The following is a 25,712-nucleotide window of genomic DNA, read 5'->3' on the forward strand; positions in this document are numbered from 1 at the left end:
CCGAAGTGGCCTGGACTCTCCGTCCCGCCAGTGCGCTGATCAATTGCATTGAACCCCGCCGCTTGTGGCCCACTCCATCGAAGGCAACCGTGATTTTTCCCAGCCCCTGAAGAGGTGCCCCATGAATGCAATCGAACTGCTGATCCAGGACCATCAACTGGTGAAGAAACTGCTCGAGGAACTGTCCTCGACCACCGAACGTGCAGTGAAGAAACGCGCCGAGCTGCTGGAACGCATCAAGCAGGAAGTCACCATCCATACAGCCCTGGAAGAAGAGATCCTGTACCCGGCGATCAAGCAGGCTGGCGGCAAGGAAGAGGCAAAGATGTACTACGAGGCCAAGGAGGAACACCGCACGGTCGACTCGCTGGTCCTGCCCGACCTGCTGGAGACCGAGACCGGAAGCGTGGAATTCGCCGGCCGGGTCAAAGTGATGAAAGAGCTGCTGGAACACCATATCGAGGAAGAAGAGAGCGAGTTGTTCCCCACCGCTCGCAAGCTGCTGGGCAAGCAGCAACTGGAGGACATGGGCCAGGCCATGGAGGCCCAAAAGAAACTGCTCAAGGGTGAACAGCGCGCCGCCTGACCAACCCCCAGCGCGCCCCTCCGGGCGCGCTGGCCCAGGCTTACCGGGTGGGCAATCGGCGCTGGGCAATTTATATCGAAACGCAATCGCTCGGATGTCGCAGGATGAATGACTGGATCGACTTTCTCGAATGGCCCGCCATGGCCCTCACCGTACTGGCTGCCTGGTGCATCGGCTCACGGCGCCCAGGCCGACGCAAGCTCGGGTTCTGCTGCTTCATTGCCAGCAACGTGCTGTGGGGGGTGTGGGGCTGGCAGGCACAGGCCTGGGCGTTGATCATCCTTCAGGTCTGCCTGTGCGTGATGAACCTGCGGGGTTGGAAAAAGAACACGGCGATGCAAACGGGCTGAACGCCCAGCCCCATCGCCGGGCATTCAGCCACACGCTTACGGCCCTGCTGCTTCGACACTTGCCACCTCGCCCTCGCTGGCTAAACGCCGCGCATAGCCAACGCCCCAGACCAGTGCCCGGCTCATGGTTTCGCCGGGGCGCTGATGATAGACCCGTTCACACAGCATCGAGCCGTCTGCCCGATAGACGCCGATGAACAGCTGGGTAGCGCCTGTCCGTGACAAACGCGACTGCACCTCAAGGCAGACCCCGTTGTCGAGTGCTTCATGGGTTTGGTGGTGCAAGATCGCGTCGCACCACTGCCGATAGGTTTCGCCTCGTCTTTTCATCTGCTTGTCCTCTGCACGGTTGTCAGCGGTAGATCGCCTGCTGTGGGCCAACACTCCAAATCAAATGCCAGTGTCGGACGGCCGGCCAGATGCACTGTTTGCAGCCACGACGCCTGGAATTTGCCGAAACCGAGAAATCCAATCGACCTGTGGGGCCTGTTGGGCGTCCCAACAAGAGAACCTTGGCTAATCAATCGGGCAAACCAGAGGTGAGGCTCACATGAACGAACGCATCATCGCCTTTTTCACCGATACCACCGTATTTGGTATCTCCATCCTCAACCTGCTGCTGGCACTGACCGTGGCCGCCCTGACCTTCCTGGTCTCCCGCGCTGCGATCAGTTTTTTGCTGCACCGGGTGAGGCGCTGGTCCGAGCATGACGGCGCGTTGAGCCAGGTGCTGGCCAAGGTGCTGTCAGGCACCAGCAATCTCCTCCTGTTCCTGGCCTCGCTGCTGGTGGGCCTGGGCATGCTCGACCTGCCCGAGCGCTGGCTGACCCGGGTCGGCAGCCTGTGGTTCGTGGTCGCTGCATTGCAGATCGGCCTTTGGGCCAACCGCGCCATCGGCCTGGGCCTGGGCCACTACTTCGCCCGCCACCGCGCCGCTGGCCTGAACCAGGGCAGCGCACTGGCCACGCTGTCAGCCTGGGGCGCGCGGGTGCTGCTGTGGTCGGTGGTGGTGCTGGCAATGCTGTCCAACCTGGGGGTGAACATCACCGCGTTCGTCGCCAGCCTGGGCGTGGGAGGCATCGCGGTGGCGCTTGCCGTGCAGAACATCCTCGGCGACCTGTTCGCTTCGTTGTCGATCGCCGTGGACAAGCCCTTCGAGGTCGGCGACTTCATCGTCATCGGGCCGCTGGCCGGGAGCGTCGAACACGTCGGCCTGAAGACCACACGCATCCGCAGCCTCGGCGGCGAGCAGATCGTCATGGCCAACGCCAGCATGATCAGCAGCACCATCCAGAACTACAAGCGTCTGCAGGAGCGACGCATCGTCTTCGAGTTCGGCCTGTCCTACGACACGCCCACCGAGGCGGTGAAGAAAGCGCCGGGTATTGTCGAAGAGGCCATCAAGGGCCAGGAACAGGTGCGTTTCGACCGCGCCCACCTGCGCGGTTTCGGCAAGGAGGCGCTGGAATTCGAATGCGTGTACATCGTCAAGGACCCTGGCTACAACCTGTACATGGACATCCAGCAGGCAATCAACTTCAGGCTGCTCGAACGCTTCTCGAAAATCGGCGCCAAGTTCGCAGTACCGGTGCGCGCAATCAAGGTCACCGCATTGCCACACGAGGCCGACGTGCAGGGCCAGGGGCGCGACAGCCTCGGTATCAGAGGGGCCTGACTCCATGGCCTCCGCTCGTCGGCGCCATCGCACAGGTTGCCCCACGGGCAGGCCCAACCAAAGGTAAACCCCTTAATGGAGGCAGACCATGAAGATCATCAAGCCTCATTCGTTGTTACTGGCGCTGTGTCTTGGCGCCAGCGCCCCGCTGGTACTGGCGGCGACTGACCTGAACGACCAACGCGCCCCAGGTACGCAGACCCAGGACAGCGGCCACATGAATGGCAACGGCGGGGCTACCGGCTCCGGAACGCCTGGGGATGGCATGGGTACCGGCTCTGGGGGTACCGATAGCAATGGCACGGACAATACCGGAGGTGACGGCACTACCAACGGCTCAGGTACCGGTAGCGGTACCGGCAACGGTACCGGCGGTGGCAACGGCAGTGGCGGCTCGGGCGCAGGCGGCTCAGGTGGTGCATCAGGTGGCGGTAGCTCCGGCGGTTGATGGCAGTCTCAACAAGCCGGGCTAGCGAGCGGCAGGCGCCCGTCAGCCCGCTGAACCCATGCCGCTCATGACGCAGTCACCACCCGCCTGGCGTCCCTGCGCACAGCTTGCGGGGGGACGCCATAGCCGCGCATGAAGGCCTCGCGCATGTGCCGCCGATCCCTGAAGCCGGCCTCATTCGCCACCACGTCCAGGCTGTGCCTGCTCTGCTCGATCAGCAGCCTGGCCGCTTCAAGCCGCAAGCTCTCCACGGCCTTGGCCGGTGACTGTCCGGTCTCGGCGGTGAATACCCGGGTGAACTGCCGGGGGCTCAAATGCACAGCTTCGGCGAGTTCCTCGACACTCAACGGCCGACTCAGGTGCTTGCGCGCATAATCCAGTGCGCTCTGGATCCGATCCGACTTTGGCGAAAGGGTCAGCAGCTCGGAATGTTGCGATTGCCCACCCGAGCGGCGTTGATGCATCACCAGCTTGCGTGCCACTGACCTGGCCATGTCGGTTCCCAGGTCCTTTTCCACCATGCCAAGCGCCATATCCAGGGCGGCGGTCATGCCAGCCGAGGTCCAGATCTGCCCATCGACGATAAAGATCCGATCATCTTCCACCTCGATTTTCGGATGCAGCTCACGCAACTTTTTCGCATAGGCCCAGTGCGTCGTGGCTCGCCGGTTATCCAGCACGCCCGCCTGGGCCAGGATGAAACAACCGGTACACAGGCCTGCGGTACGACGAGCGCCGTCGACGAAGCCTCGCACGCTGGCCAGCACTTGCTCACTCGGCGGCGTCAGCGGGGTCAAGGTCCCGGTGATCATCCAGGTGTCGGCCAGACCAGGCGCGCCCAGCGGTAGCGTGTCCATGTACATCCCCAGCGAAGAGCGCACCGTGCCACCCTCGATGGAAAAGTTCTGGATCTTGTAAACCGCTTCGCCTGCGACGATGTTCGCGAACTCGAATACCGACTGCGTCGCCAGCGACATGATCTGGAAACCTTCGGTGATGAGGTAGCCGACCCGGTGCATGATTAGCGCTCCTTGTTCAATGTCCTGAAACCGTACCATATACGTCGTTCAAGACAAAAGCGACCTGCTCCATCATGGCGCTACACCCAACCAGGAGCACTACCATGACCCAGCCATTCAAAGGCACCGCCCTCATCACCGGCGCTTCCACCGGCATTGGTTCCATCTACGCGGAACGTTTGGCACGCCGAGGTTACGACCTGGTGCTGGTCGCACGGAACCGCGAACGCCTCAATACGCTGGCCAGCCGGCTCACCACGCAAACCCAGCAGAACGTGGAGGTGTTCCCGGCAGACCTGGCCGACGCCGATGACCTGGCCAGGGTGGAACGCAAACTGCGTGAGGACGCCAGCATCAGCCTGTTGGTGAACAACGCGGGCATCGGCACTCACACCAGCCTGCTGGAAAGTGATGTCGAGCGCATGGCCGAAATGATCAGCCTCAACGTCACCGCCCTCACCCGCCTCACCTATGCGGCCGTCCCAGGCTTCGTGGCGCGCAAGCAAGGCGCCGTCATCAACATCTCGTCGATCGTCAGCCTGGCGCCGGAGCTGCTCAACGGCGTGTACGGCGCCAGCAAGGCCTATGTCACCGCCTTTACCCAGTCGCTGCACAAGGAGCTTGCGGACCAGGGCATCAGGGTCCAGGCAGTCCTGCCCGGGGCCACGGCGACCGACTTCTGGCAGATCGGCGGTTTGCCGGTCGAGAACCTGGATCCCGCCATCGTCATGTCGGCCCAGGACCTGGTGGACGGCGCCTTGCAGGACTTCGACGACAATGTGGTGATTTCCATCCCGTCGATGCATGACCTACAACCGTTCGAACGCTATGAAGCCAGCCGCAAGGCCCTGCTCGGTCAGCTGTCCAATAACCAGCTGGCTCCCCGCTACAACGCCAGGTGATCCCGTTCACCGGGTGAAGCGAGCCAGCGCGGTCGTGGCTGCTTCACCCGATTTTCATCCCAAGCGATAAAGTCTTACTCCATTCAGGCTGTGTCTTGAATGAATCGAAACCAATAGCCTGCACGCACTTTTCACATCACTGGAGGTAGCGCCCATGAAAGCCGTCGTTTATAACCAGCCCGGTTTGCCTATCCAAGACCCGCAATCGCTCTACGACGCGGAACTCCCCGCACCCAAGCCTGGCGCCCGGGATCTGCTGGTGGAGGTCAAGGCGATTGCCGTAAACCCTGTCGACACGAAAATCCGTGCAAGCCGTGGCGGTGAGCTGCCGCAAGTTCTGGGCTGGGATGCGGTTGGCGTCGTCCGCGCGACCGGCGCTGAAGTGACCTTGTTCCAAGCGGGTGATGAGGTGTTCTATGCCGGCGCCATCGATCGCCCCGGCAGCTACAGCGAGCTGCATGTCGTCGATGAGCGCATCGTCGGGCACAAACCGCGCAGCCTGGACAACGCAAGCGCCGCTGCCTTGCCGCTGACCTCCATCACCGCATGGGAATTGCTGTTCGACCGCCTGGGTATCGAAGAGAACGCGGGCAAGGGCCAGCGTCTGCTGGTTATCGGAGCTGCTGGTGGCGTCGGTTCGATCCTCGTTCAGCTGGCCCGCAAGCTCACGCAACTGACCGTCATCGGCACCGCCTCACGGCCTGAAACCCAAGCGTGGGTGAACGAGCTGGGCGCCCATCACGTCATCGACCACACCCAGTCTATCCCGCTCCAGCTCGAAGCGCTCAAGCTCAACCCGGTCGACTATGTGGTCAGCCTGACGCACACCGACACCTACCTTACCCAGTTGGTCGAAGTGCTGCGGCCCCAAGGCAAGCTCGCGCTGATTGACGACCCCGCACAGCTGGATGTGATGCCGCTCAAACGCAAGTCGCTTTCGTTGCACTGGGAGCTCATGTTCACGCGTTCGCTGTACAAGACCGAGGACATGATCAAGCAGCACCAGCTGCTCGAACGTGTTGCGCAGCTGGTTGACCAGGGGGAGATCAAAACCACCCTTGGCGAACATTTCGGTACGATCAGCGCCGAGAACCTCAAGCGCGCCCATGGCCTGGTCGAAAGCGGTAAAGCCAAAGGGAAGATCGTGCTGGAAGGTTTCTGACCCGCTACGCACAAAGCGAAAAGTGGAGGCTGTCGCGAGCGCGGTCAGCCCTCCAACAGGCGAGATCGGTTAGCTGAAAGCGTCGCGCAGCAGCGAGCCTCCGCGCCTCGATGGAAGGCGCGCGATAAAATTGTACAAAAATATTCGGATGTATAGATTTTTCCAGGCGCTTGCACTATACCTTGTACAGTAATTTTATTTTGTACAGGTATTGCGCATGTCCGACTACCTGCAACATTTCACCGAACGCTTTGCCATGCTGGGTCCAGACAATCTCGACCTGCTCGGCGAGTTGTACAGCGAGGATGTGGATTTCCGTGATCCACTGCATCACATCAGTGGGCTCTCGGCCTTGCGTGGCTATTTCGCACAGCTCTATGCCAATGTCTCCGAGGTCGGCTACCGCTTCGAAGGGCTCGATGAGCCAGCGCCGGGGCACGGCTACATCCGCTGGGTCTTGCACTACCGCCATCCGCGCCTGGCCGGCGGCCAGCCGATCAGCCTGCAAGGCTGTAGTCACCTGCGCTGGCGTGGGCGGGTGTACTTTCATCAGGACTACTTCGACGCTGGCGCCTTGCTCTATGAACATGTTCCGGTCCTGGGCGGCGCGGTTCGCTGGCTCAAGGGCAGGCTGGCATGAGCCGCTGCTGGTTGACCGGCGCCAGCAGCGGCATCGGCGCGGAACTGGCGCAGCGCCTGCTGGAGCAAGGCCATCAGGTAGCGCTTGGCGCGCGGCATGCTGACAGGTTGGCAGGCCTGGCCGCACAGTTTGCCGGCCAGGTGCTGTTGGCCGTCGGCGATGTCGACCAGCCTGAGCAGGTGGCACGTATCGCCGCACAGATCGAGCAGGCCTGGGGTTCGCTGGACCTGGTGATCCTCAATGCCGGCACCTGCGAATACCTCGAGCCTGGGCAATTCGACCCGGCGCTGGTCGAGCGGGTCATGCGCACCAACCTGATCGGCACCAGCCATTGCCTGGCGGCCGCGCTGCCCCTGCTGCGCCGCAGCCAGCGCCCGCATCTGGTGGTGATCGGCAGCTCGGTCAGCTGGCTTGCCCTGCCACGGGCCGGTGCCTATGGGGCGTCCAAGGCAGCGCTGCGCTACCTGGTCGAGTCCCTGCGCCTGGACCTGTCCCGCGAGAACATCGATGTCACCCTGGTCAACCCCGGCTTCGTCGATACCCCGCTGACCCGCCGCAACGACTTCCCCATGCCCCAGCTGTGGAGTGCAGAGCGCGCCGCCAGGCACATTGTCGCGCGCCTGCCCCGTCGCCCGCTGGAGATCACCTTCCCCGCCACCTTCACCCTGTTGCTGCGCCTGCTCGGCGCATTGCCGGCACGCTGGCGCCTGAAGCTGGGCCAGCGCCTGGCCCGACAACCTGAGGACTGACCCATGCGCATCGCCATCATCGGCAGCGGTATCGCTGGCCTCACCTGCGCCCACCTGTTGTCACGCCGGCATGCCGTCACCGTTTTCGAAGCGGCCGACCGGGTTGGCGGGCACACCCATACCGTCGATGTGCATTGGCGCGGCCAGCAGTATGCGGTGGACACCGGCTTCATTGTCTTCAACGACTGGACCTACCCGCAGTTCATCCGCCTGCTGCAACACTTGGGCGTCGGCTCGCGGGTGACCGAAATGAGCTTTTCGGTGCACGACCCGCTTAGCGGCTTCGAGTACAACGGGCACGACCTGCTCAGCCTGTTCGCCCAACGGCGCAACCTGCTGTCGCCCGGCTTCTGGGGCATGCTGCGCGATGTCCTGCGTTTCAACCGCCAGGCCCTGGCCGACCTGGACCAGCAGCGCATCGATGGCGCGACCACCTTGGGCAGCTATTTGCGGGATAACCGCTACGGCCAGCGCTTCATCGAGCATTACATCGTGCCCATGGGCTCGGCCATCTGGTCGATGTCGCGGGCCGACATGCTGCATTTCCCGTTGCAGTTCTTCGTGCGCTTCTGCCGTAACCACGGCCTGCTGTCAGTCAACCAGCGCCCGCAATGGCGGGTGATCGAGGGCGGTTCACGCAGCTACCTGGCGCCACTGTGCCAGCCCTTTGCCGAGCACATTCGCCTCAACTGCCCGGTGCAACGGGTAAGCCGCGACGACGAGGGTGTGAACGTGACCTGGGCTGCTGGCAGCGAGCGCTTCGACAAAGTGGTTTTCGCCTGTCACAGCGACCAGGCGCTGGCGCTGCTGGACGCCCCCAGCGAACAGGAGCAGGAGATCCTGGGTGCCATCCACTACGCCAGCAATGACGTGGTGCTGCACACCGACACCCGCCTGCTGCCCCGCCGGCGCAGGGCCTGGGCCAGCTGGAACTACCGCCTGGGTGGCAGCGAAGAGGCCCCCGCTGCACTGACCTACGACATGAACATCCTGCAGGGCATCGATGCACCGGTGACGTTCTGCGTCAGCCTCAACCAGACAGCGCTGATAGACCCGGCACAGATACTCGCCCGCTTCGAGTACGCACATCCCCAGTACAGCCTCGCTGCCGTAGCCGCCCAGGCCCGCCAGGGCGAACTGCAGGGTCCGCTGCACAGCTATTACTGCGGCGCCTATTGGGCCAACGGCTTTCATGAAGACGGCGTGCTCAGTGCACTGAACGTCGCCAGGCACTTCGGAGAGCAGCTGTGAACAGCAGCCTGTGCCACGGCTGGCTCAGCCACCGGCGCCTGACGCCCAGGCCACACGCGTTCCGCTATCGCATCGGCCTGTTCTACCTGGACCTCGACGAACTGCCACGCCTGCTGAGCCTGTCCCGTTGGCTCGGGCGCTCCCGCCTGGCGCCGTTGTGCTGGCGCGAAACCGACTACCTGCCGGCGCTGACTCGCCAGGGCAAACCCTTGGGCGAGGCCGTGCGCCTGCTGGTCGGCCAGGCCACCGGGCAAGTGCCCGAAGGCGCCGTGCACCTGCTGACGCAACCGCGCTGCTGGGGGCTGTCGTTCAACCCGGTGAGCATCTACTTCTGCCACGACCGCCAAGGGCAGGTCACCAGCGTGCTGCTGGAGGTACGCAACACACCCTGGCGCGAGCGCTTCCACTACGTGCTGCCAGTACAGGGCGACCTGGCCCGGCCATTTACCGTGGCCAAGGCCTTCCATGTCTCGCCGTTCATGCCCATGGACATGGACTATCGGCTGCGCTTCGCCGTCGATGGGCAACGCGTGCGTGTGCACATGGAAAACTGGCAAGCCGGGCGGCTGGTGTTCGCCGCGGACCTCGCTGTGCAGCGCCAGCCGCTCGACCGCGCCAGCCTGCAGCGGCACCTCCTGGCTTTTCCCTGGATGAGCCTGCGCACCGTCACCGGTATCTACTGGCAAGCCCTGCGCCTGCTGCTCAAACGCTCCCCTGTCTACGACCACACCGCCAGCCAGCACGACCTGTCGCTTGGCCAAGCCATACACGAGGACCCCGATCATGCCCGACCCGACCCTGAGCGTTAGCAAATCAGCCAGCATCGCGCCGCTGTTCGGCGGGCTGGCAAGGCGTGCGGTACTGGCACAGCTGCACCACCTGAGCCGTGGCCATCTGCGCCTGATCAGCCAGGGCCGGCAATGGACCTTCGGCGACGTCGCCAGCCCGCTCTATGCGGAAGTGGAGATTGTCGACGACGCAGCCTGGGGCCTGGTGGCCGGCAATGGCTCGATCGGCGCGGGCGAAGGTTACATCCACGGCTACTGGCGCAGCCCGGACCTGGCCGCGGTGACTCGCCTGTTCGTCGCCAACCTCGAAGTGCTGGACGCCATGGAAGGCGGCCTGGCGCGCCTGGCCCGCCCGGCCCTGCGCCTGCTGCACCACTTCAACCGCAACAACCGGCGCGGCGCGCGGCGCAACATCCTGGCCCACTACGACCTCGGCAATGCGCTGTTCGAACGGCTGCTCGATCCGACCATGATGTATTCCGCTGCGCAGTTCGACAGCGCCGAACAAACCCTGGAACAGGCGCAGTCGAACAAGCTCCGGCAGATCTGCCAGAAGCTCGAACTCAAGCCCGGCGAGCACCTGCTGGAGATCGGCAGCGGCTGGGGCAGCCTGGCCATCCACGCGGCCTTGCAGCACGGTTGCCGGGTGACCACCACAACCCTCTCCGCCGCGCAATACGCCCACACCCTGCAGCGGGTCAAGGCGCTGGGCCTGGATCGGCAAATCACCGTGCTGCACGAAGACTACCGCGACCTGCGCGGGCGCTTCGACAAACTGGTGTCCATCGAGATGATCGAGGCGGTCGGCCACCGCTACCTGCCCACCTATTTTCGACAATGCGCCACGCTGCTCAAGGACGACGGCCTGATGCTGCTGCAGGCCATCACCATCCGCGACCAACGCTACGCCCAGGCCCGCCGCTCGGTGGACTTCATCCAGCGCTACATCTTCCCCGGCGGCGCCCTGCCTTCGTTGAGCGTCCTGCTCGACACCGCCAGCCGCCAGACGGAGCTGAACCTGGTGCACATGGAAGATTTCGGCCTGGACTATGCGCGCACCCTGCGCCATTGGCGCGACAACTTGCGCCATTCACGCACGGAACTGGCCAGGCTCGGTTATGACGACACCTTCCAGCGCCTGTGGGAGTTCTACCTGTGCTATTGCCAGGGCGGCTTCGAGGAACGGACCATCGGCGTCGCCCAGTTGTTGTGGGCCGGCCCCCAGGCGCGGCGGGCACCGCTACCGGATGTCTGAACATGGGCCGCCGTGTCTGGTTGCTGGGCAACGCGTTGTGGCTGCAAGCCGGCTGGTGGCTGTGTGTGTTGGGGGCGCACAAGCCGTGGCTGTTACTGATGGTGGTGAGCGGCCTGCTGCTGCACCTGCGGCTGAGCCCAAGCGGAGAGCTGCGCGTGCTGCTGTGGGTAGCGCTGGCCGGCTGCCTGCTGGACAGCACGCTGGGCCTGCTCGGTGTGTTCAGTTTCGCTCAGTGGCCGCTGCCACTGTGGCTGGCACTGCTGTGGCTGGTGTTGGCCAGTGGCATGCGCCACAGCCTGGCAGGGCTCGGCCAGCCCGCGTGGCGCGCGGTGCTGCTGGGCCTGTTCGGTGGCCCGCTGGCCTATCTGGCCGGCGCCCGGCTGGCCGGTATCGAGCTGCCACTCGGGCGCCTGGAGACCGCGCTGCTCCTGGCACCGGTCTGGGCACTGGCGCTGCCGCTGGCCTTGCGGTTCGCAGCACGGGGCTGATCGGCACTGCGCCCGCTTCGACCGCATCCTTTCAGCTAGCCAGGCGTGCAGCCACAGCTGTCGCCATCTCCCTGAACACCCGCGCCGCAGCGCTCTGGTAGGCGCCCTTGCGCTGCATCAGCACGGCCGTGCGCTGCAGGCGGACCGGGTCGAGCGCAATGGCTGCCAGATCGTCATGGGCCAGCGCGACCGTGGCAGGCAGCAGGGTCGACAGCGCCGTGCGACGCACGATCTCGGTCACCGCGCTGATGGTGTTGGCCTCCATCCGCACCTGCGGGTGAATGCCATGTTGCTGACAAAAACGGTCGATCTGTTCGCGGGTGGCAAACTCGCCGCTGAGCAGCACCAGCGATTCTGCGCTCAAGGCCTCCAGCCCGATGGACGTTGCCCGGGCCAAGGGGTGGTGGCGGTTGACCACCAGCGCCAGCGTCTCGACCAGCAGCGGGCTGGCCTCGATGTCCTCGGCCTGCCCCCCCTCGAAGGCGATCCCCACGTCCAGCTCATCCGCGAGCAGCAGTGCCTCCATGCGCTCCTGGGACATCTCGCGCACGTTCAGGGTGATGTTCCCATAACGCGTGTGGAAGGCTTCGACCAAGGGGCCGACCAGGTAGGTGGTGAATGTCGGCGTCACCGCGACCCGCAGCGAACCGCGGCTGAGGTCGCTGACGTCGTGAATGGCGCGCCTGGCCTCCTCCAGCTCCTGCGCGGCACGGCGTGCATAGGCCAGGTAGACTTCCCCGGCATCGGTCAGCCGCGTGGTGCGCCCCGAGCGATCGAACAGCTGGGCGCCAAGGCTTTCTTCCAGCTGACGGACCTGTTGCGACAGCGCCGGCTGGGAGACATGCAGGGCCGCGGCGGCCTTGGTGAAGCTGTGATGCGCCGCCACGGCGAGGAAGTACTGGATGTGTCGGGCAAGCATAGTCATTCACATAATCCAATCTGATCGACTCGATCATAAATCAGACTTTTACCTTATGCCACACGTCCCCTAACCTCTGCCCGACCGGCTCGCCGCGTGAGAGCGGCGGGCCTCACCCGGTATGAGGAGCAACACCCCATGGATATCATCTTTCGAAACGTGCGCATCGATGACGCACAGCCGCTGCAGGACGTGGCCGTACATAACGGCAAGATCGTCGAAATCGCACCGGCGATTGCCGCACGCGCGGCGCAGGAAATCGAGGGCAACGGCAACGTACTGATTCCGGGGTTCGTCGAAGGCCACCTGCACCTGGAAAAGGCCAACGTCATGCAGCGCAAGGCCAATCGCTCCGGCACCCTGAAGGAAGCGATCGCGGTCACCGCCGCGCTCAAGCCGACGCTCACCCGCGAGGACATCCTCGAGCGCTCGACCCAGGTGCTGCGCGCCCTCGTGCAGGCAGGCAGCACCCATGTCCGCGCCCACGCCGAGTTCGACCCGGTGCAAGGCTTTACCGGCCTCGACGTGGTACTGGAACTGCGTGAGAAGTTTCGCCAGTTCATCGATATCCAGGTGGTTGCCTTCCCTCAGGAAGGCATCCTGAAACTGCCAGGCATGCAGGCCATGATGGTCGAGGCCATGGAGAAAGGCGCCGATGTCGTGGGTGGCATTCCCTACAACGACGTGTCGCCCTTCGATCACATCGACTTCGTGTTCGACCTGGCCAAGCGCTACGGCAAGGACATCGACTTGCACCAGGACTTCGCCGATGACGCCGAGCAGATGACCATCGAGCATGTGGCCCGCCGCACTCTCGCCGAGGGCTACCAAGGCCGCGTCTGCGTTGGCCACCTGACCAGCCTGGCCGCGGTCGAACCCGAGCGGCAGGCGCGTATCATCGGGCTGCTGCGCGAAGCCGACATCAGTGTGATGTGCCTGCCGGCCACCGACCTGCACCTGGGAGCCCGAGGCGACAGCTACAACGTACGGCGTAGCCTGACCCCGGTGCGGGCGTTGCGCGATGGTGGCGTGAACGTGTGCCTGGCCACCAACAACATTCGCAATGCGTTCACCCCGTATGGTACCGGCGACCTGCTGAACATCGCACAACTGGCGCTGCCGGCCTGCCACCTGGGCGGTGCCGACGACCAGGCCACGGTGCTGTCGATGCTCACCACCGGCCCGGCCAAGGCCCTGGGCTTGCAGCACTATGGCCTGGCGGTGGGCAAGGACGCCGACCTGGTGCTGATGGATACCCAGGCGGTCAGCGATGTGATTCTCGACCTGCCAGCGCGGCTGATGGTGCTCAAACGGGGCAAAGTGGTGGCGACCACGGAGCATCGGCGCTCGGTGGTTTTCTAGCCGCTCGCCCTGGCCGAGCATCGCTCGGCTGAGCTTCTGCGTAACCCCGTCGCCAGTGGCCTGCAGAGCATTTTCATATGACTGGAGCATATTTTTACTAATTTCCCCCGCCGCAGCTGTGGCGCACCATCCCCCGGGTGAGTGACAACCGCCGCTCCAGTCATTTCCACCCAGCGCCTTGCGATACGCACTCACTACAACAAGAAAACCACTGCGCACACCGCTGCGCAGTGGGCTCGGGCCGACTGGCCCAACTGCCTCGACAAAACAACACAACCACAAGCAATGAGGGAGTTTTCCATGCGTATCATCGCCGCATCGCTCAGCTTTGCACTTCTTTCCGGTTTCAGCCTGTGCGCCGTAGCCGATGAAGCCAGCCTCACCATCATCTCCTTCGGCGGGGCCACCAAGGCGGCCCAGCAGTCAGCGTACTTCCAGCCGTTCGAGAAGAGCGGTGCTGCCAGGGTGGTGGCGGGTGAGTACAACGGCGAACTTTCCAAGATCAAAGCCATGGTGGACGTTGGCCATGTTTCCTGGGACGTGGTCGAGGTCGAGAGCCCCGAGCTGATCCGCGGCTGCGAAGCGGGCCTGTTCGAACGTATGGACCCCGGCATTCTCGGCGAGCAGTCCGGCTACCTGTCCGGGACTGTCAGCGAGTGCGGCGTAGCCAGCTATGTCTGGTCGATGGTGCTGGCCTACAACCCACAGAAGCTCAGCGTCGGGCCCGCCTCCTGGGCAGACTTCTGGGATACCACGCGCTTCCCCGGCAAGCGCGGCCTGCGCAAGGGCGCCAAGTATACCCTCGAAGTCGCGCTGCTCGCCGATGGCGTTTCCCGCGCAGACCTGTACCAGGTACTGAGTACACCCGAGGGCGTCAACCGTGCGTTCCACAAGCTGGACCAAATCAAGCAGAGCATCCAGTGGTGGGAAGCCGGTGCGCAGCCACCCCAGTGGCTGGTGGCAGGCGATGTGGTGATGTCTGCCGCCTACAACGGGCGCATCGCTGCCGCGCAGAAGGAAGGCTCGCCGCTGCGCATCGTGTGGCCGGGCAGCCTGTACGACCCTGATCACTGGGCGATCGTGCGCGGCACTGCCAACAAGGACCTGGCAGAGCAATTCATCAGGTTCGCCAGCCAGGTCGGGCCGCAGAAGACCTTCTCCACGCAAATCCCCTACGGCCCGGTACGCACGCAAGCGCTGGCGCAGCTGCCTGAGGGCGTCCAGCAACAGCTGCCTACCGCACCGGGCAATATGGCCGAGGCGCAGCTGGTAAACGCCGAGTTCTGGGTCGACCATGGCGAAGAGCTCGAGGAGCGCTTCAACGCCTGGGCCGCTCGTTGAACTGACCGGAGCCGGCGCCCCCGCCGGCTCCTCGGCATCGAGGGGGGCTGATCAACAGCCTGTGCATCCAGCCAGGCCGCTGGTGGGTATTGCTCCTTGGCAACCCTCAAAAGAAATAAATCAATAGTTGCTTGACCAGGGAGAACGATCGTTCTACTCTGGCTACATGAACAAGCCAATGACCGATACACGCGAAAAAATCCTCGCGACCGCCGAGAAGCTGATTTACGAAAACGGGATCCACGCCACGGGCATGGACCTTTTGGTAAAGACTTCAGGCGTAGCCCGTAAAAGTATCTATCGCTACTTTGCGACCAAAGACGATGTCGCCGCAGCGGCACTCAATGCACGCGATGTACGCTGGATGCAGTGGTTCAGGAGTGAGTGCGAAAAAGCCCAAACGCCGCAAGCGCGCATTCTCGGCATTTTTGATGTGCTTGGAAGTTGGTTCGAGTCTGACGGTTTTCGGGGTTGCGCATTCATCAATACCGCCGGCGAAGTGGGCGACGCAGACGACCCTATACGGCAGATCGCAAGGCTGCATAAGCAAAAGCTTCTGGATTACACACTGGAGTTGACCCGCCAGTTGCAGGTCAAGGATCCGGTCAAGTTGGCCAGGCAACTCTTCGTGCTGATAGAGGGCACGATAACCGTCGCCCGCGTGATGGGTGATTTTACGGCGCTCGACAGTGCACGGGAAATCGCCAGGTTACTGCTTGAACAAGAACAGCGCGTAAGCGCCTGACACCTCAGCAATACCCACTCGACTGATTCATCCAATAGATTGGAGGCACCACCATGTCCAACGAACAGGCTCGCCCGCCACTTCCTCCTTTCACTCGCGAGTCGGCGATTGAAAAGGTCCGACTCGCTGAAGACGGTTGGAATACTCGCAACCCTGAAAAAATTGCGCTCGCTTATACATTGAACACCCAATGGCGTAACCGAGCCGAATTTGCAAACAATCGCGAAGAAGCTCAGGCGTTCCTGACTCGCAAGTGGAAGAAGGAGCTGGACTACCGCCTGATCAAGGAGCTCTGGGCCTTCACCGACAACCGCATCGCCGTCCGCTACGCCTATGAGTGGCACGACGATTCGGGTAACTGGTTCCGTTCCTACGGCAATGAAAACTGGGAGTTTGAAGCCGACGGCCTGATGCAACGCCGATTCGCCTGCATCAACGACATGCCCATCAAGGAAAGCGAGCGTAAGTTCCACTGGCCACTGGGGCGCCGTCCGGATGACCATCCAGGCCTGACTGAACTGGGCCTGTAATTCATGCCAAACCTGATCCTGTTTTTGATGCAGGATCAGGTGTTTGTTTAGCTGGCGTTTATCATCCCCGTTCCAGATCCTTCGGAATCCATAAGCCCCCATTGGCCCTCAAACAGCCAATGGGGGCTTTTCTTTGCATGTCCCCCTCCTCCCGCTGCTCGGCATGGCCACCCTGCCGAGGGCATCCGCCTGCGCTGACGTATCCGCAGGCCCAGTTCATCGAGCCAGCATGCTCCACGCATAAGATAATCTGATCAATTTCATAATAATTTAGACTTTTACCTTATCTCATGCATTGCTTAATCTTTGTCTCACACCCAGCGACACAGAGACAGCAACCATGAAAGCGATCATCGACGGATTTCTGAAGTTTCAAAAAAACGCCTTCCCTGAGCGGGTCAAACTGTTCAAGGACCTGGCCAATCAACAGGCACCCAAGGCGCTCTTCATCTCCTGCTCGGACAGCCGACTGGTGCCTGAACTGGTTACCCAACGCGAGCCAGGTGATCTGTTCGTCATCCGCAACGCCGGCAACATCGTGCCGTCGTATGGGCCAGAACCAGGTGGCGTGTCGGCCTCTGTCGAATACGCGGTCGCCGGGCTAGACGTTGCAGACATCGTGATCTGTGGCCACTCCGACTGCGGCGCGATGACTGCCATTGCTAGCTGCAAGTGCCTCGATCACATGCCCGCAGTGGCTGGATGGTTGCGCTATGCCGACTCGGCCAAGGTGGTCAACGAGGCCCGCCAGCACGCGGACATGCCGAGGAAAGTCGCCTCCATGGTGCGCGAAAACGTCATCGCGCAACTCGCCAACATCCAGACCCACCCATCCGTTCGCCTGGCGCTCGAAGAAGGCCGCGTGACCCTGCATGGCTGGATCTATGACATCGAGAGCGGACGTATCGACGCCTTTGATGGCCGTACCGGCACCTTCGTGTCTCTCGCGGAAAACCCAGAAGTCCACGCCGTTTCCCAGCACGCCAGGCACGTCGCCTGAAAGCTGTACCTGAACCTTTACTTAGGAGATTCACCATGATCCAGACTCAAGCCACCCGTACCGCTCGCCAGGAACTGACCGAAGTGATCATTCAGGCCAAGGCTCGCAAGGACTTGTCATTCGCACAGATCGTTGACGGCACGGGCCTGTCCGAAGCCTTTGTCACCGCTGCCCTGCTTGGCCAGCACCCACTGCCGGAAAGCGCCGCGAAGGTGGTGGGCGAAAAACTCGACCTGGATGCTGATCAAGTGGCACTGCTGCAATCGATGCCGATCCGCGGCAGCTTCTTCGACGGCGTGCCGAGCGACCCTACCATCTACCGCTTCTACGAAATGATGTCGGTGTATGGCACAACTCTCAAAGCGCTGGTCCATGAGAAGTTCGGTGACGGCATCATCAGTGCCATCAACTTCAAGCTGGACATCAAGAAGGTCGAAGATCCTGAGGGTGGCCACCGTGCCGTGATCACCCTGGACGGTAAATACCTGCCCACCAAGCCTTTCTGATGCAGCTCAGCCCGGCGTCTGACGGCGCCGGGCCACTCTCCAACCTTCATGACGACTGAGCATCGCTTGGGTGCTCTGGCCTTCTTGCGCCCCACTTCAGGTGATTACCATGAAACTGTTATCCATATTGCTCCTGGGCTGCCTGGGTTCTGTTGCGCTTGCCGATGAACAGGTTACCCAGGCCACACAGGTTGCGATCGAACCCTATCGCTACGCTCAACACCTGGATATCGCGCACGTGGTGGCTGTCACGCCGGTGCCCGATGTCTGCGACGTGGTACCGATGCAGCTGACTTACGATGACTCCAATGGCGAGCGGCATGTCATGGAGTACCGCATCATGGGAAATGGTTGTTCCAATAATTGATGCGCGGTCAATACGCAAGCCTGAAGGCCAACGCCTGCACATCACGGGCGCTGTGACCGAGGCCTTCAGGCGCTTACAGCAAATCATCCATCGAGCCCTTGTCCAGAACAGCGGACCGTTTGATCATCATGGCCTGTTCTGCAGCAGCCATTCTTTCGGGCTTGTACCCACCTTCCGGCGAAAAGTGCGGGCCAACGCAGACGGGCTTTCATAGCCCACTTCATCTGCAATGAGGGCAATCGGGCGGCCTTCGCGCAGGCGCTTCTGGGTCAGGCTGATGCGCCAGTTCGCCAGGTAATCTGCCGGCGTGATACCCACGGTCTCGCGAAAGTGCGCAGCAAAGCTGGCCCGCGACATGCCGGAGCGATCGGCCAGCGCCGCCACGGACCAGTTGCGCTGAGGTTGGTCGTGAATGCACACCAGGGCCCGGGACAGCTGAGCATGGGCCAAACCTGCCATCATCCCTGAGTCGATGGTCCGCCTGGCCATGAGGTGCCGAAGCAACTGAATCACCATCAGTTCGAATAGCCGATTGAGGATTACCTCGCGGCCACATTCGTCGCCAAAGGCCTCTGCAAACAGCCAGTCGAGGGTGCCATTGAGGCCCTGCAATTCGCGCAATGGCATGATGAGAAAATCCGGCAGCGCCAAGGTCAGCGGATTGTCGGCCCCCCCATCAAAATGCAAGGTGGCGCATATCAGTTGCGCATCATCGGCTTCGCTCGCCAACAGCTGATGAGCCTGCGGGCGCACCGCCAGGATCAGGCTTGGCTCAGCCAGTTCGGTGCGCTGGCCGCGCTTGTCGATCAAGGTCAGCTGCCCTGAACGCAGCAAATGCGCATGACCGAAACCGTGCTCCCCGTGAACCGGCGTGATGCCACAGAATCCACCTTGGTGAAACGTGGACGCCTGCAAGTTGAAGTGTTTGAGCAATGTCGATAGTCGGTCCATGGCGCCTTCAGGTTTAGACGATCTGTTGCATAACTTCGACGATCTGAAGCCGAAAGGAAAGCTCATTCCCTTACGATTCTTATCAAGCCGATCGACAAACCGATCGAGCATCCCACAGGAGAACTGCCATGACCCGTATTACTGCGCTCTCGCTGGACCAAGCCCCTGCCGGCTCGCGAACCGCCCTGGAAGGTATTCAGAAAGGCCTGGGCTTCATTCCCAATGCATTCAGGACGCTGGCGCACTCGCCGGCTGCACTCAATGGTTACCTGGGGCTCGCGCAGGCCCTGGGCAAGGGTTCACTCAGCGCCGCCGAGCGCGAAGTCGTCGCCCTCGCCACCTCGCAAATCAATGGTTGCGACTACTGCCTTGCAGCCCATGGCTTCTTTGCTACGAAGGCCGGCTTGAGTGATGAAGCCATCAGCCAAGCCCGCGAAGGCACACTCAACGCGGTCGCCACGCTGGCCCATCAGATCACCGGAAGCCGCGGCCAGTTGAGCGATGCACAGCTCGCGGCGGCACGCGAAGCGGGTCTCACCGACAGCAAGATAGTGGAAGTGATAGCACAGGTCACACTGTTGACCCTGACCAACTACCTGAACAATGTCGCCACGACCGATATCGACTTTCCGCCATCGGCCCGCTAGGAGGCAAGCGCCATGAACCCAGTGACTATCTACACCACCCGGCACTGCCCTTACTGTGTAAGTGCCAAGCGATTGCTCTCAAGCAAAGGCGTTACTCCGATCGAGATTGATGTTGAGCAGTCCGCTGAAGCATTGGCGCAGATGCTCCAGCGCTCCGGTCGCAGGACCGTTCCGCAGATCTTCGTGGAAGATGTGCATGTAGGCGGCTTTGATGACTTGGCGCGCCTGGATCAAAAGGCTGAGTTGGACAGATTGCTACGTGCTTGAGGTTCAGGGGTGGTTGGCCATGCGAGGGGGGCTAAGCTATCGGGATTCTTCGATATCTACCCGCCTGCTGTGCGCCCCTTGCCTACAGTCGAAACGATTGCCGCATCGCCCGCGCCAGCAAAGTCACGGCGGCGTCGCCGTCCGATGCCGGGCTGCGCACGAAAAGGATGTCGTGGTCCTACCTCGCCGGCGTGACGCAGGGCATTGCCCTGGGTGTACCCGCCGGCCTTGCCGCGTTATGCGCCGACCTGTTGCCGCTGGGCATGGCGCTGCTCGCGGCGTTGCTGCTGGGCGAGCGCCTGCCGCTGCAGGTGTGGGTCGGCCTGGTCGTCGGGCTGCTGGGGATGCTGTGGGTGACCCACGATGCGCTGACGCTGGGCACAGCACCGATGTGGGCCTATGGCCTGCCCGTGGCCGGCATGTGTTCGCTGGCGATCGCCACGTTGTGGCAAAAACGCAGCACGGTGCAGGCCATAGGCCTGTTGCCGAACATTTGGCTGCAGTGTTTCGTCTCCAGTTTCGCCTTCGCAGCCCTCGAAGGCAGCCAACGCAGCCTGGCACCGGTTGCCAGCGCAGGCTTTGCACTGAGCGTGTCGTGGACCGTAGTTCTGTCGACGCTGGGTGGCTATGGGTTGTACTGGGTCTGCCTGCGCAGGTCCTCGGCCACCCGTGTCGCCAGCGTGCTTTATCTCAGCCCACCGATCACCCTGCTCTGGGCCTGGGCGATGTTCGATGAGCCGTTGTCCTGGCAGATGGCAGCGGGGATGGCGCTATCGGCGGTCGGGATCTGCCTGGTGGTACGCGCCGAGGCCCGACGATCCAGCCGCGATGAGCGCAAGCCCAACCACCCTACCCCTCGCTGAGGTGATGACGCCACTGACAGCAGTGAACCTTGCCCGTGCAGTTTCGTAAGGCGCGCGCCGGGATGAGATTCCCTAGAGTGTGGCCCATCGGCCAAGGTACGAGCGGGCAATAGCCAGGCTCCATAAAACCTGGCCTGCCCGCGTATGGAGCCGGAGTTGCCACACAGGATACCCGTCATGTCTCGAATCGAAAATGAAGCCACCGAACCCCGGCGCTGGTTGATGTTCGCCATCTTGCTGGTCGGCGCGTTTCTACCGCCGCTGGATTTCTTCATCGTCAACGTTGCGCTGCCCTCGATACAGGCGGACCTGGGCACAGGCCCCTCTGCCGAGCAGTTGGTGATCGCGTCCTATGCCACGCTCTATGCCGTGACACTGATCACCGGCGGGCGCCTTGGCGACCTGTATGGGCGCGGGCGGATGTTTTTCATCGGCCTGCTGGGCTTCGCCGCTGCTTCGCTGCTGTGCGGTGTGGCGACTGCGCCCTGGGTACTGGTGCTCGGGCGCGCCTTGCAGGGCGTGAGCGCCGCCGTGATGGCGCCGCAGGCACTCGCCTCGGTGCAGACAATTTTTCCGGCAGCGGAAAGGTCATTGGCCCTGAGCCTGTACGGGGCCGTGTTTGGCCTGGCGTCAGTGATCGGCCAGGCGCTGGGTGGCGTGCTGATCGCGCTCGACCTGTTCGGCATGGGCTGGCGCGCGATATTCCTGGTCAACCTGCCGATCGCATTGCTGGTGATTGCACTCGGTATTCCCGTGCTCAAGGACACCCGTGGGCTGCAGGCGAGCAAGCTGGACCTGGTGGGTACGGCGTTGTCGATACTGGCCCTCGGCGCTCTGGTCGTGCCGCTGATCGAGGGGCGTGAAGCGGGATGGCCGTGGTGGGCGTGGCTGTCACTCGCCGCTGCGCCTGTACTGGGGGCGTTGTTCTGGCGCTATGAGGCGCGCCTGCACCGCGCCGGCGGAACCCCTTTGCTGGCGCCGGCCGCTCTGCAAGCCCCCGGGCTGGGCCGGGCGTTATCCATAGCGCTGTGTTTCTACGCGATTGGCGTGTTCTTCCTGCTGTTTTCGATCTATCTGCAAGGTGCATTGCAGATGAGCGCACTGGATGCCGGCCTGGTCTTCCTGCCGTTCGGTGCCGGTTTCCTCATCGGCCCGCTCTCGGTTCCCCTTCTCAGGCGCGTGCTCGGCGGTTATGTGAACCCGTCAGGCATGGCGCTGGAGGTCATCGGCTTGATCTGGCTGGGTTGGCTGGTGTCAGTGACTCCGCCTGGCCTTGCCCCGCCCTTCACGTTCCTGGCGGTCAGCCTGTTGCTGATCGGGCTGGGACAGGGCCTGGCGTTGCCGACGTTGATGCGCCTGGTCACGGGCCGGGTCGCGCCGGCGTATGCCGGGATGATCGCAGGCATCACCAGCGCGACCTTGCAGATCAGTACCTCGCTGAGCGTGGCCGTCATCGGCGGCGTGTTCTACACCGTGCTGGGGGAACCGGTAACGGAAGCTCGTATCAGCCACGCCTTCGTGGTCGCCGTTCTGTACATGGCCGCCTGCCTGGCCGTAGGGGTTGCGCTGAGCCTGACATTGGCGCGGCAGCCGGCACCGCTGGCGGAGGCAGCGGCGATGCGCCCGAGCTGAGCGCCGCAACCTGCTACCCTGCGCCGATCATGCCGGAGGCAAGGTCGGCCAGGGCGCGTAGCCGGTCCAGCTGACGCATGTCGCGGTGATAGCCCATCCAGATGTCCCGCCCCGGTGGTGGCTGATGCTCGTCCAGCAGCCGCAGGCCGGGCACCGAGTCGCCGAGCACACGTGGCAACACAGCAACCCCAAGCCCTTGCGCACACATCTGTGCCTGGACCGTCCGGCTGCTGCTGGTGAACACGGTGCGAGACTGCGGGTAGCGCTGCTGCAGCCAGTGCACATCCGGGTAATGGGCCTGGGCAACGTTCATCAGGATCAACCCCAGCCCCTCGCCGCCCGGGTGTGGCGCCGGGGCATGCAATGCGGTGTAGAGCCCGTAAGGCAAGGTCGTCAGTTTGCGCTGGACAATGTCAGGCTCGGTGAAGGGCACGATCCGGAAAGCGATGTCGGCATCGCGACGGGCAAGGTCGAACAGCCGATGCCCGGCAATGACTTCGGGCACGATCAATGGATACCGTCGTGCCAGTTCGGCCAGCACCGGCGACAGCACATGACAGGCGAACCAGTCGGCCGAGGAAATGCGCAACAGCCCTTCAGGCTGATCGCCATGCCCCGCCAGACGACGTTCGATGGCCAGCGCACTGTGCTCCATGGCGAGCGCCAGGTCGAGAATCCGCTCACCATTATCGGTGAGTACCAGCCCCTGGCCAGTGCGCAGGAAGAACGCTTGTCCACTGGCCTGTTCGAGCACCTGCAAGCGCCGCCCGACGGTCGGGTGACTGACCCCTAACGCCTTGGCGGCCCCTCCCAACGAGCCACTGCGCGCGATCGCCAGGAAGATCCGCATGTCACTCCAGTCCATACTGCCCTCTCGTGCCAGAATGAGCGATGAGGTTGCAACAATGATGGCGTGGCTGCAATCCCAAAGCGGGCTTCCCGGCGAGGCCGGTAGTACCAAGGCCGCTCCATGCCATTGGCGGATTTGAGTCCAACCGCAAAGGCGATCTCCAGGAATCCGGCAACGATCAGCAGTAACCAGGAGCTGGTGTTTTCAGCCAAACAGATACTGGCTGAAACCGTAGCATTACGACATTTTCAGCCAATGATTCGACGAGGACAGACACCATGCGCATCGCCTTCCTTGCCTTCCCCGCGTTCAACTGCTGGATGTGGTCGGTCCGGCTGATGTCTTCGCCGAGGCGGCTAAGCCATTGGGCAACCCGCGGGCCTACCTAGTCGAAGTGATCGGCACCGAAAAAGGCATGATCAAAGGCTCAAGCGGTTTGAAGCTCGCCATCGACGAGACCTTCGAAACCTATAAAGGCAGGATCGATACCTTGCTCGTGGCCGGAGGTCCGCAGATCGACGAGATCGTGCTCAACCCTGCCTTGCAGCAGTGGCTGCGCACCCATGCTATGAAGGTGCGCCGCATCGGCTCGGTTTGCAGCGGCGCCTTCCTGTTGGCCGCCGCCGGCCTGCTTGACGGGCGTCGTGTCACGACCCACTGGAATTCCAGCGCGAAACTCGCCAAAGAGCACCCGCAGACTGAAGTCGACGCTGATAGCATTTTTATCAAGGACGGCAACCTCTACGCGTCGGCTGGTGTCACCGCGGGTATGGATTTAGCTTTGGCACTGGTAGAAGAGGATCACGGCAGGGAGTTGGCGCTGAAAGTGGCGCGAGAGATGGTGATGTTCTGTAAACGACCGGGCGGGCAATCGCAATTCAGCGCGCAGTTGGCAGCCCAGACCCGAAGCTGCCGTTGAAAAACAAACGATATCGTGAGCGCTACTTACACCCTGTGGGAGCGGGTTTACCCCCGAAGCAGGCGCCGTGGTGGATGGCACCGGCTGTGCCGGTGTTCGCGGGTAAACCCGCTCCCACAAAGTGGACTGCCCCTAAAATTCGGACGCTGCAGCCTGAGCCCTGTACTCGACAGGGCACAGGCCATTGAGCTTCAGTTTGATACGGTCTGTTGCGCCACCATGAATTCAGTCACGTCGGTCACACACTTCTGATCAGGTCACCTGATACACCCTGAACATTTTCTCGGCACCAGGTGGCTCAAGCTTTTGCTGGTCACGAGATCCAATTCATGGGTCTACGGGACTTAGTCAAGCACATTGTGTAGTACCTCATAGATGACACCTGAAGTGATAGCCACAAGCAGCAGGTCAGTCCCAGCTTGCTGCCACTCATAACCATTGTAATGAGGAAGTCGCCCGATCAGCCGGCTATCCAGCTTCTTCGCAATCCCGGGCGGGAGAGGCTTGCCGCGCGCCAGATTCTTCTGGATACCTGGCGGTAAGGGAGAGCCTGGATTCCAGTAATTGCGGTTGTCATTGAGGATGACTCGCACCCCTCCTAAATCGATGGAAGGCCCTTCGTGCCAGTCATTGCTGTTGCCCTGATGACCTTGGCTTGCGTGTTGTCCTCCCTTGTCGTGGCTTTTCCCTTTCCCGGGATCTGCCAGCAAGATCGGGCTTACAACCAGAGCCAGGGAAAAAGCTGCGGCGATACTCAATTTCCTTCTCATGGTATGCATTTCCTTGGGACCTTATCCAACCAGAGAGTAGCTAATCTATTGGTAGAGACAATGCCAGCCGGGTGCGAGCATTCCGTCGGGATTCAAGAACTTAATCATCTAATGTCGGTCTGTTTGGCACCTTCAGCTCTACCACACGCCTCTGGAGGCGAATAAAAATGAGAAAACCCGTGCTTGCTGTCTTTGCTTGTGCATTGGCACTCGGGATGATTCCATTCGTACCCGCAGATGTCTCACCCATTGGTTCCGCCTATGCCAAAGGCGGTGGTGGTCATGGAGGTGGCAACGGTGGCGGTAATGGTGGCGGACATGGAGGTGGGCATTCAGGTGGTATGGGAGGGAACAGCGGAAATGGCCAGAGCGCTGGAAGCGATCACGCTGGCAAGGCCACACGCGATCACGGTGTAAGCGGCAACCATTACGGGAGCTCCCGCAACGCTGATAATGGCCACGGTACCACTACCTCGGGTATCGCACACTCCAAAGACACTCGCGGTTTGGCCAAATCCACTGCCATCTCACGAACGACTCCAGGTGATCACAATTCAAGAGGTCTATCCAACGCCGTCAGATCTTCTTCAAAGAATGATCGATGATTTCGCAGCTCGATGCGGTATAGACCTAATGTTTTCAAAAAGCCCGGCTTGTGCTGGGCTTTTTGCTAGTACTGATAGGCGTTAAAGTCTGGGCAGCCGTTGGAACCGTTTCTGAGTCCAAAGGG

30 protein-coding genes and 1 pseudogene are annotated in these 25,712 nt (G+C 62.2%); 25 read left to right on the plus strand and 6 right to left on the minus strand.

Annotated elements, in window-relative coordinates; genetic code table 11:
- The first annotated feature begins 121 nt into the window (after positions 1-121).
- Positions 122-586: a hemerythrin domain-containing protein gene (locus ACTORR_RS02700; RefSeq protein ID WP_054887754.1), complete on the plus strand. Its 465-nt coding sequence runs from the start codon at positions 122-124 to the stop codon at positions 584-586.
- 104 nt (positions 587-690) lie between these two features.
- Positions 691-936, plus strand: a complete 246-nt coding sequence (locus tag ACTORR_RS02705; RefSeq protein WP_054887755.1) for a hypothetical protein — start codon at positions 691-693, stop codon at positions 934-936.
- Between the two features lie 36 nt (positions 937-972).
- Here ACTORR_RS02705 and ACTORR_RS02710 read toward each other — a convergent pair whose 3' ends face one another.
- Entirely contained in the window at positions 973-1,266 is a 294-nt protein-coding gene (locus ACTORR_RS02710) for a hypothetical protein (protein WP_313364173.1), read from the minus strand.
- A gap of 220 nt (positions 1,267-1,486) precedes the next feature.
- On the opposite strand from ACTORR_RS02710, the gene ACTORR_RS02715 reads away from it, so the two are divergent.
- Together ACTORR_RS02715 and ACTORR_RS02720 are read left to right on the plus strand one after the other, a co-directional pair.
- Positions 1,487-2,611, plus strand: coding sequence for a mechanosensitive ion channel family protein (locus tag ACTORR_RS02715; RefSeq protein WP_313364172.1), 1,125 nt, complete (start codon positions 1,487-1,489; stop codon positions 2,609-2,611).
- Between the two features lie 88 nt (positions 2,612-2,699).
- Positions 2,700-3,059 carry a hypothetical protein gene (locus ACTORR_RS02720; protein WP_054887758.1) on the plus strand — a complete coding sequence of 120 codons (360 nt, stop codon included), beginning with the start codon at positions 2,700-2,702 and terminating at the stop codon, positions 3,057-3,059.
- Positions 3,060-3,124: 65 nt separating this feature from the next.
- Here ACTORR_RS02720 and ACTORR_RS02725 read toward each other — a convergent pair whose 3' ends face one another.
- Complete coding sequence (locus tag ACTORR_RS02725; RefSeq protein WP_313364171.1) at positions 3,125-4,078, minus strand: GlxA family transcriptional regulator; 954 nt, start codon at positions 4,076-4,078, stop codon at positions 3,125-3,127.
- 104 nt (positions 4,079-4,182) lie between these two features.
- Here ACTORR_RS02725 and ACTORR_RS02730 point away from each other — a divergent pair, with 104 nt between their 5' ends.
- The 8 genes from ACTORR_RS02730 (at position 4,183) to ACTORR_RS02765 (ending at position 11,313) form a co-directional block, all read left to right on the plus strand.
- Positions 4,183-4,980 carry an SDR family NAD(P)-dependent oxidoreductase gene (locus ACTORR_RS02730; protein ID WP_054887760.1) on the plus strand — a complete coding sequence of 266 codons (798 nt, stop codon included), beginning with the start codon at positions 4,183-4,185 and terminating at the stop codon, positions 4,978-4,980.
- 154 nt (positions 4,981-5,134) lie between these two features.
- Complete coding sequence (locus tag ACTORR_RS02735; protein WP_054887761.1) at positions 5,135-6,142, plus strand: zinc-binding alcohol dehydrogenase family protein; 1,008 nt, start codon at positions 5,135-5,137, stop codon at positions 6,140-6,142.
- A 217-nt stretch (positions 6,143-6,359) separates the two neighbouring features.
- The gene (locus ACTORR_RS02740; protein ID WP_099813565.1) at positions 6,360-6,782 is read left to right on the plus strand and encodes a nuclear transport factor 2 family protein; all 423 of its coding nucleotides are present in this window, start codon (positions 6,360-6,362) and stop codon (positions 6,780-6,782) included.
- Positions 6,779-7,531, plus strand: a complete 753-nt coding sequence (locus ACTORR_RS02745) for an SDR family NAD(P)-dependent oxidoreductase (protein WP_054887763.1) — start codon at positions 6,779-6,781, stop codon at positions 7,529-7,531. Before ACTORR_RS02740 ends, ACTORR_RS02745 begins: the two co-directional genes overlap by 4 nt.
- Positions 7,532-7,534: 3 nt before the next feature.
- Positions 7,535-8,782, plus strand: a complete 1,248-nt coding sequence (locus tag ACTORR_RS02750; RefSeq protein ID WP_313364170.1) for an NAD(P)/FAD-dependent oxidoreductase — start codon at positions 7,535-7,537, stop codon at positions 8,780-8,782.
- A complete protein-coding gene (locus ACTORR_RS02755) occupies positions 8,779-9,591 on the plus strand; it encodes a DUF1365 domain-containing protein (RefSeq protein WP_099813563.1) in 813 nt (270 codons plus the stop codon). The genes ACTORR_RS02750 and ACTORR_RS02755 overlap by 4 nt, the downstream gene beginning before the upstream one ends.
- The gene (locus ACTORR_RS02760) at positions 9,566-10,825 is read left to right on the plus strand and encodes an SAM-dependent methyltransferase (protein ID WP_054887765.1); all 1,260 of its coding nucleotides are present in this window, start codon (positions 9,566-9,568) and stop codon (positions 10,823-10,825) included. The genes ACTORR_RS02755 and ACTORR_RS02760 overlap by 26 nt, the downstream gene beginning before the upstream one ends.
- Positions 10,826-10,827: 2 nt before the next feature.
- Positions 10,828-11,313, plus strand: coding sequence for a DUF2878 domain-containing protein (locus tag ACTORR_RS02765; protein ID WP_099813562.1), 486 nt, complete (start codon positions 10,828-10,830; stop codon positions 11,311-11,313).
- 31 nt (positions 11,314-11,344) lie between these two features.
- Here the strand turns inward: ACTORR_RS02765 and cynR are convergent, their stop codons facing one another.
- Positions 11,345-12,232 carry a transcriptional regulator CynR gene (cynR, locus tag ACTORR_RS02770; RefSeq protein ID WP_054887804.1) on the minus strand — a complete coding sequence of 296 codons (888 nt, stop codon included), beginning with the start codon at positions 12,230-12,232 and terminating at the stop codon, positions 11,345-11,347.
- 138 nt (positions 12,233-12,370) lie between these two features.
- Between cynR and ACTORR_RS02775 the strand changes: the two genes are divergently transcribed.
- From ACTORR_RS02775 to ACTORR_RS02805, 7 genes are all read left to right on the plus strand, one after another.
- The gene (locus ACTORR_RS02775; RefSeq protein ID WP_099813561.1) at positions 12,371-13,594 is read left to right on the plus strand and encodes an amidohydrolase family protein; all 1,224 of its coding nucleotides are present in this window, start codon (positions 12,371-12,373) and stop codon (positions 13,592-13,594) included.
- Between the two features lie 300 nt (positions 13,595-13,894).
- Positions 13,895-14,935, plus strand: a complete 1,041-nt coding sequence (locus ACTORR_RS02780) for an ABC transporter substrate-binding protein (RefSeq protein ID WP_262108303.1) — start codon at positions 13,895-13,897, stop codon at positions 14,933-14,935.
- 166 nt (positions 14,936-15,101) lie between these two features.
- Positions 15,102-15,680, plus strand: coding sequence for a TetR/AcrR family transcriptional regulator (locus ACTORR_RS02785; protein WP_054887769.1), 579 nt, complete (start codon positions 15,102-15,104; stop codon positions 15,678-15,680).
- 53 nt (positions 15,681-15,733) lie between these two features.
- Entirely contained in the window at positions 15,734-16,210 is a 477-nt protein-coding gene (locus ACTORR_RS02790; protein WP_054887770.1) for a nuclear transport factor 2 family protein, read from the plus strand.
- Positions 16,211-16,550: 340 nt separating this feature from the next.
- Positions 16,551-17,210 (plus strand): carbonic anhydrase, encoded by a 660-nt coding sequence (locus ACTORR_RS02795; RefSeq protein WP_099813558.1) that lies wholly within the window; start codon positions 16,551-16,553, stop codon positions 17,208-17,210.
- Between the two features lie 35 nt (positions 17,211-17,245).
- The gene (cynS, locus tag ACTORR_RS02800) at positions 17,246-17,716 is read left to right on the plus strand and encodes a cyanase (RefSeq protein ID WP_054887772.1); all 471 of its coding nucleotides are present in this window, start codon (positions 17,246-17,248) and stop codon (positions 17,714-17,716) included.
- Positions 17,717-17,825: 109 nt separating this feature from the next.
- A complete protein-coding gene (locus ACTORR_RS02805) occupies positions 17,826-18,083 on the plus strand; it encodes a DUF2790 domain-containing protein (RefSeq protein WP_313364169.1) in 258 nt (85 codons plus the stop codon).
- A 126-nt stretch (positions 18,084-18,209) separates the two neighbouring features.
- Here ACTORR_RS02805 and ACTORR_RS02810 read toward each other — a convergent pair whose 3' ends face one another.
- Entirely contained in the window at positions 18,210-19,034 is an 825-nt protein-coding gene (locus tag ACTORR_RS02810; protein ID WP_099813557.1) for an AraC family transcriptional regulator, read from the minus strand.
- 128 nt (positions 19,035-19,162) lie between these two features.
- Between ACTORR_RS02810 and ACTORR_RS02815 the strand changes: the two genes are divergently transcribed.
- The 4 genes and pseudogenes from ACTORR_RS02815 (at position 19,163) to ACTORR_RS02830 (ending at position 22,443) form a co-directional block, all read left to right on the plus strand.
- On the plus strand, positions 19,163-19,681 hold the full coding sequence (locus tag ACTORR_RS02815; RefSeq protein WP_313364168.1) for a carboxymuconolactone decarboxylase family protein: 519 nt from the start codon (positions 19,163-19,165) through the stop codon (positions 19,679-19,681).
- Between the two features lie 12 nt (positions 19,682-19,693).
- The gene (gene grxC, locus ACTORR_RS02820; protein ID WP_054887776.1) at positions 19,694-19,948 is read left to right on the plus strand and encodes a glutaredoxin 3; all 255 of its coding nucleotides are present in this window, start codon (positions 19,694-19,696) and stop codon (positions 19,946-19,948) included.
- A 176-nt stretch (positions 19,949-20,124) separates the two neighbouring features.
- Positions 20,125-20,811 (plus strand): annotated as a pseudogene (locus ACTORR_RS02825) (DMT family transporter); the annotation flags it as partial.
- Between the two features lie 177 nt (positions 20,812-20,988).
- Complete coding sequence (locus tag ACTORR_RS02830) at positions 20,989-22,443, plus strand: MFS transporter (RefSeq protein ID WP_441343534.1); 1,455 nt, start codon at positions 20,989-20,991, stop codon at positions 22,441-22,443.
- Positions 22,444-22,456: 13 nt separating this feature from the next.
- Here ACTORR_RS02830 and ACTORR_RS02835 read toward each other — a convergent pair whose 3' ends face one another.
- Complete coding sequence (locus ACTORR_RS02835; RefSeq protein WP_054887778.1) at positions 22,457-23,308, minus strand: LysR family transcriptional regulator; 852 nt, start codon at positions 23,306-23,308, stop codon at positions 22,457-22,459.
- Positions 23,309-23,615: 307 nt separating this feature from the next.
- On the opposite strand from ACTORR_RS02835, the gene ACTORR_RS02840 reads away from it, so the two are divergent.
- Complete coding sequence (locus ACTORR_RS02840; protein WP_313364303.1) at positions 23,616-24,212, plus strand: AraC family transcriptional regulator; 597 nt, start codon at positions 23,616-23,618, stop codon at positions 24,210-24,212.
- A 344-nt stretch (positions 24,213-24,556) separates the two neighbouring features.
- Here the strand turns inward: ACTORR_RS02840 and ACTORR_RS02845 are convergent, their stop codons facing one another.
- Positions 24,557-24,991, minus strand: a complete 435-nt coding sequence (locus tag ACTORR_RS02845; protein ID WP_054887779.1) for an anti-virulence regulator CigR family protein — start codon at positions 24,989-24,991, stop codon at positions 24,557-24,559.
- A gap of 158 nt (positions 24,992-25,149) precedes the next feature.
- On the opposite strand from ACTORR_RS02845, the gene ACTORR_RS02850 reads away from it, so the two are divergent.
- Positions 25,150-25,587, plus strand: coding sequence for a hypothetical protein (locus tag ACTORR_RS02850; RefSeq protein WP_082433706.1), 438 nt, complete (start codon positions 25,150-25,152; stop codon positions 25,585-25,587).
- Positions 25,588-25,712 lie beyond the last annotated feature (125 nt).

The organism is Pseudomonas sp. SAR267 (assembly GCF_052077595.1).
GTDB classification, from domain to species: Bacteria; Pseudomonadota; Gammaproteobacteria; order Pseudomonadales; family Pseudomonadaceae; genus Aquipseudomonas; species Aquipseudomonas vlassakiae.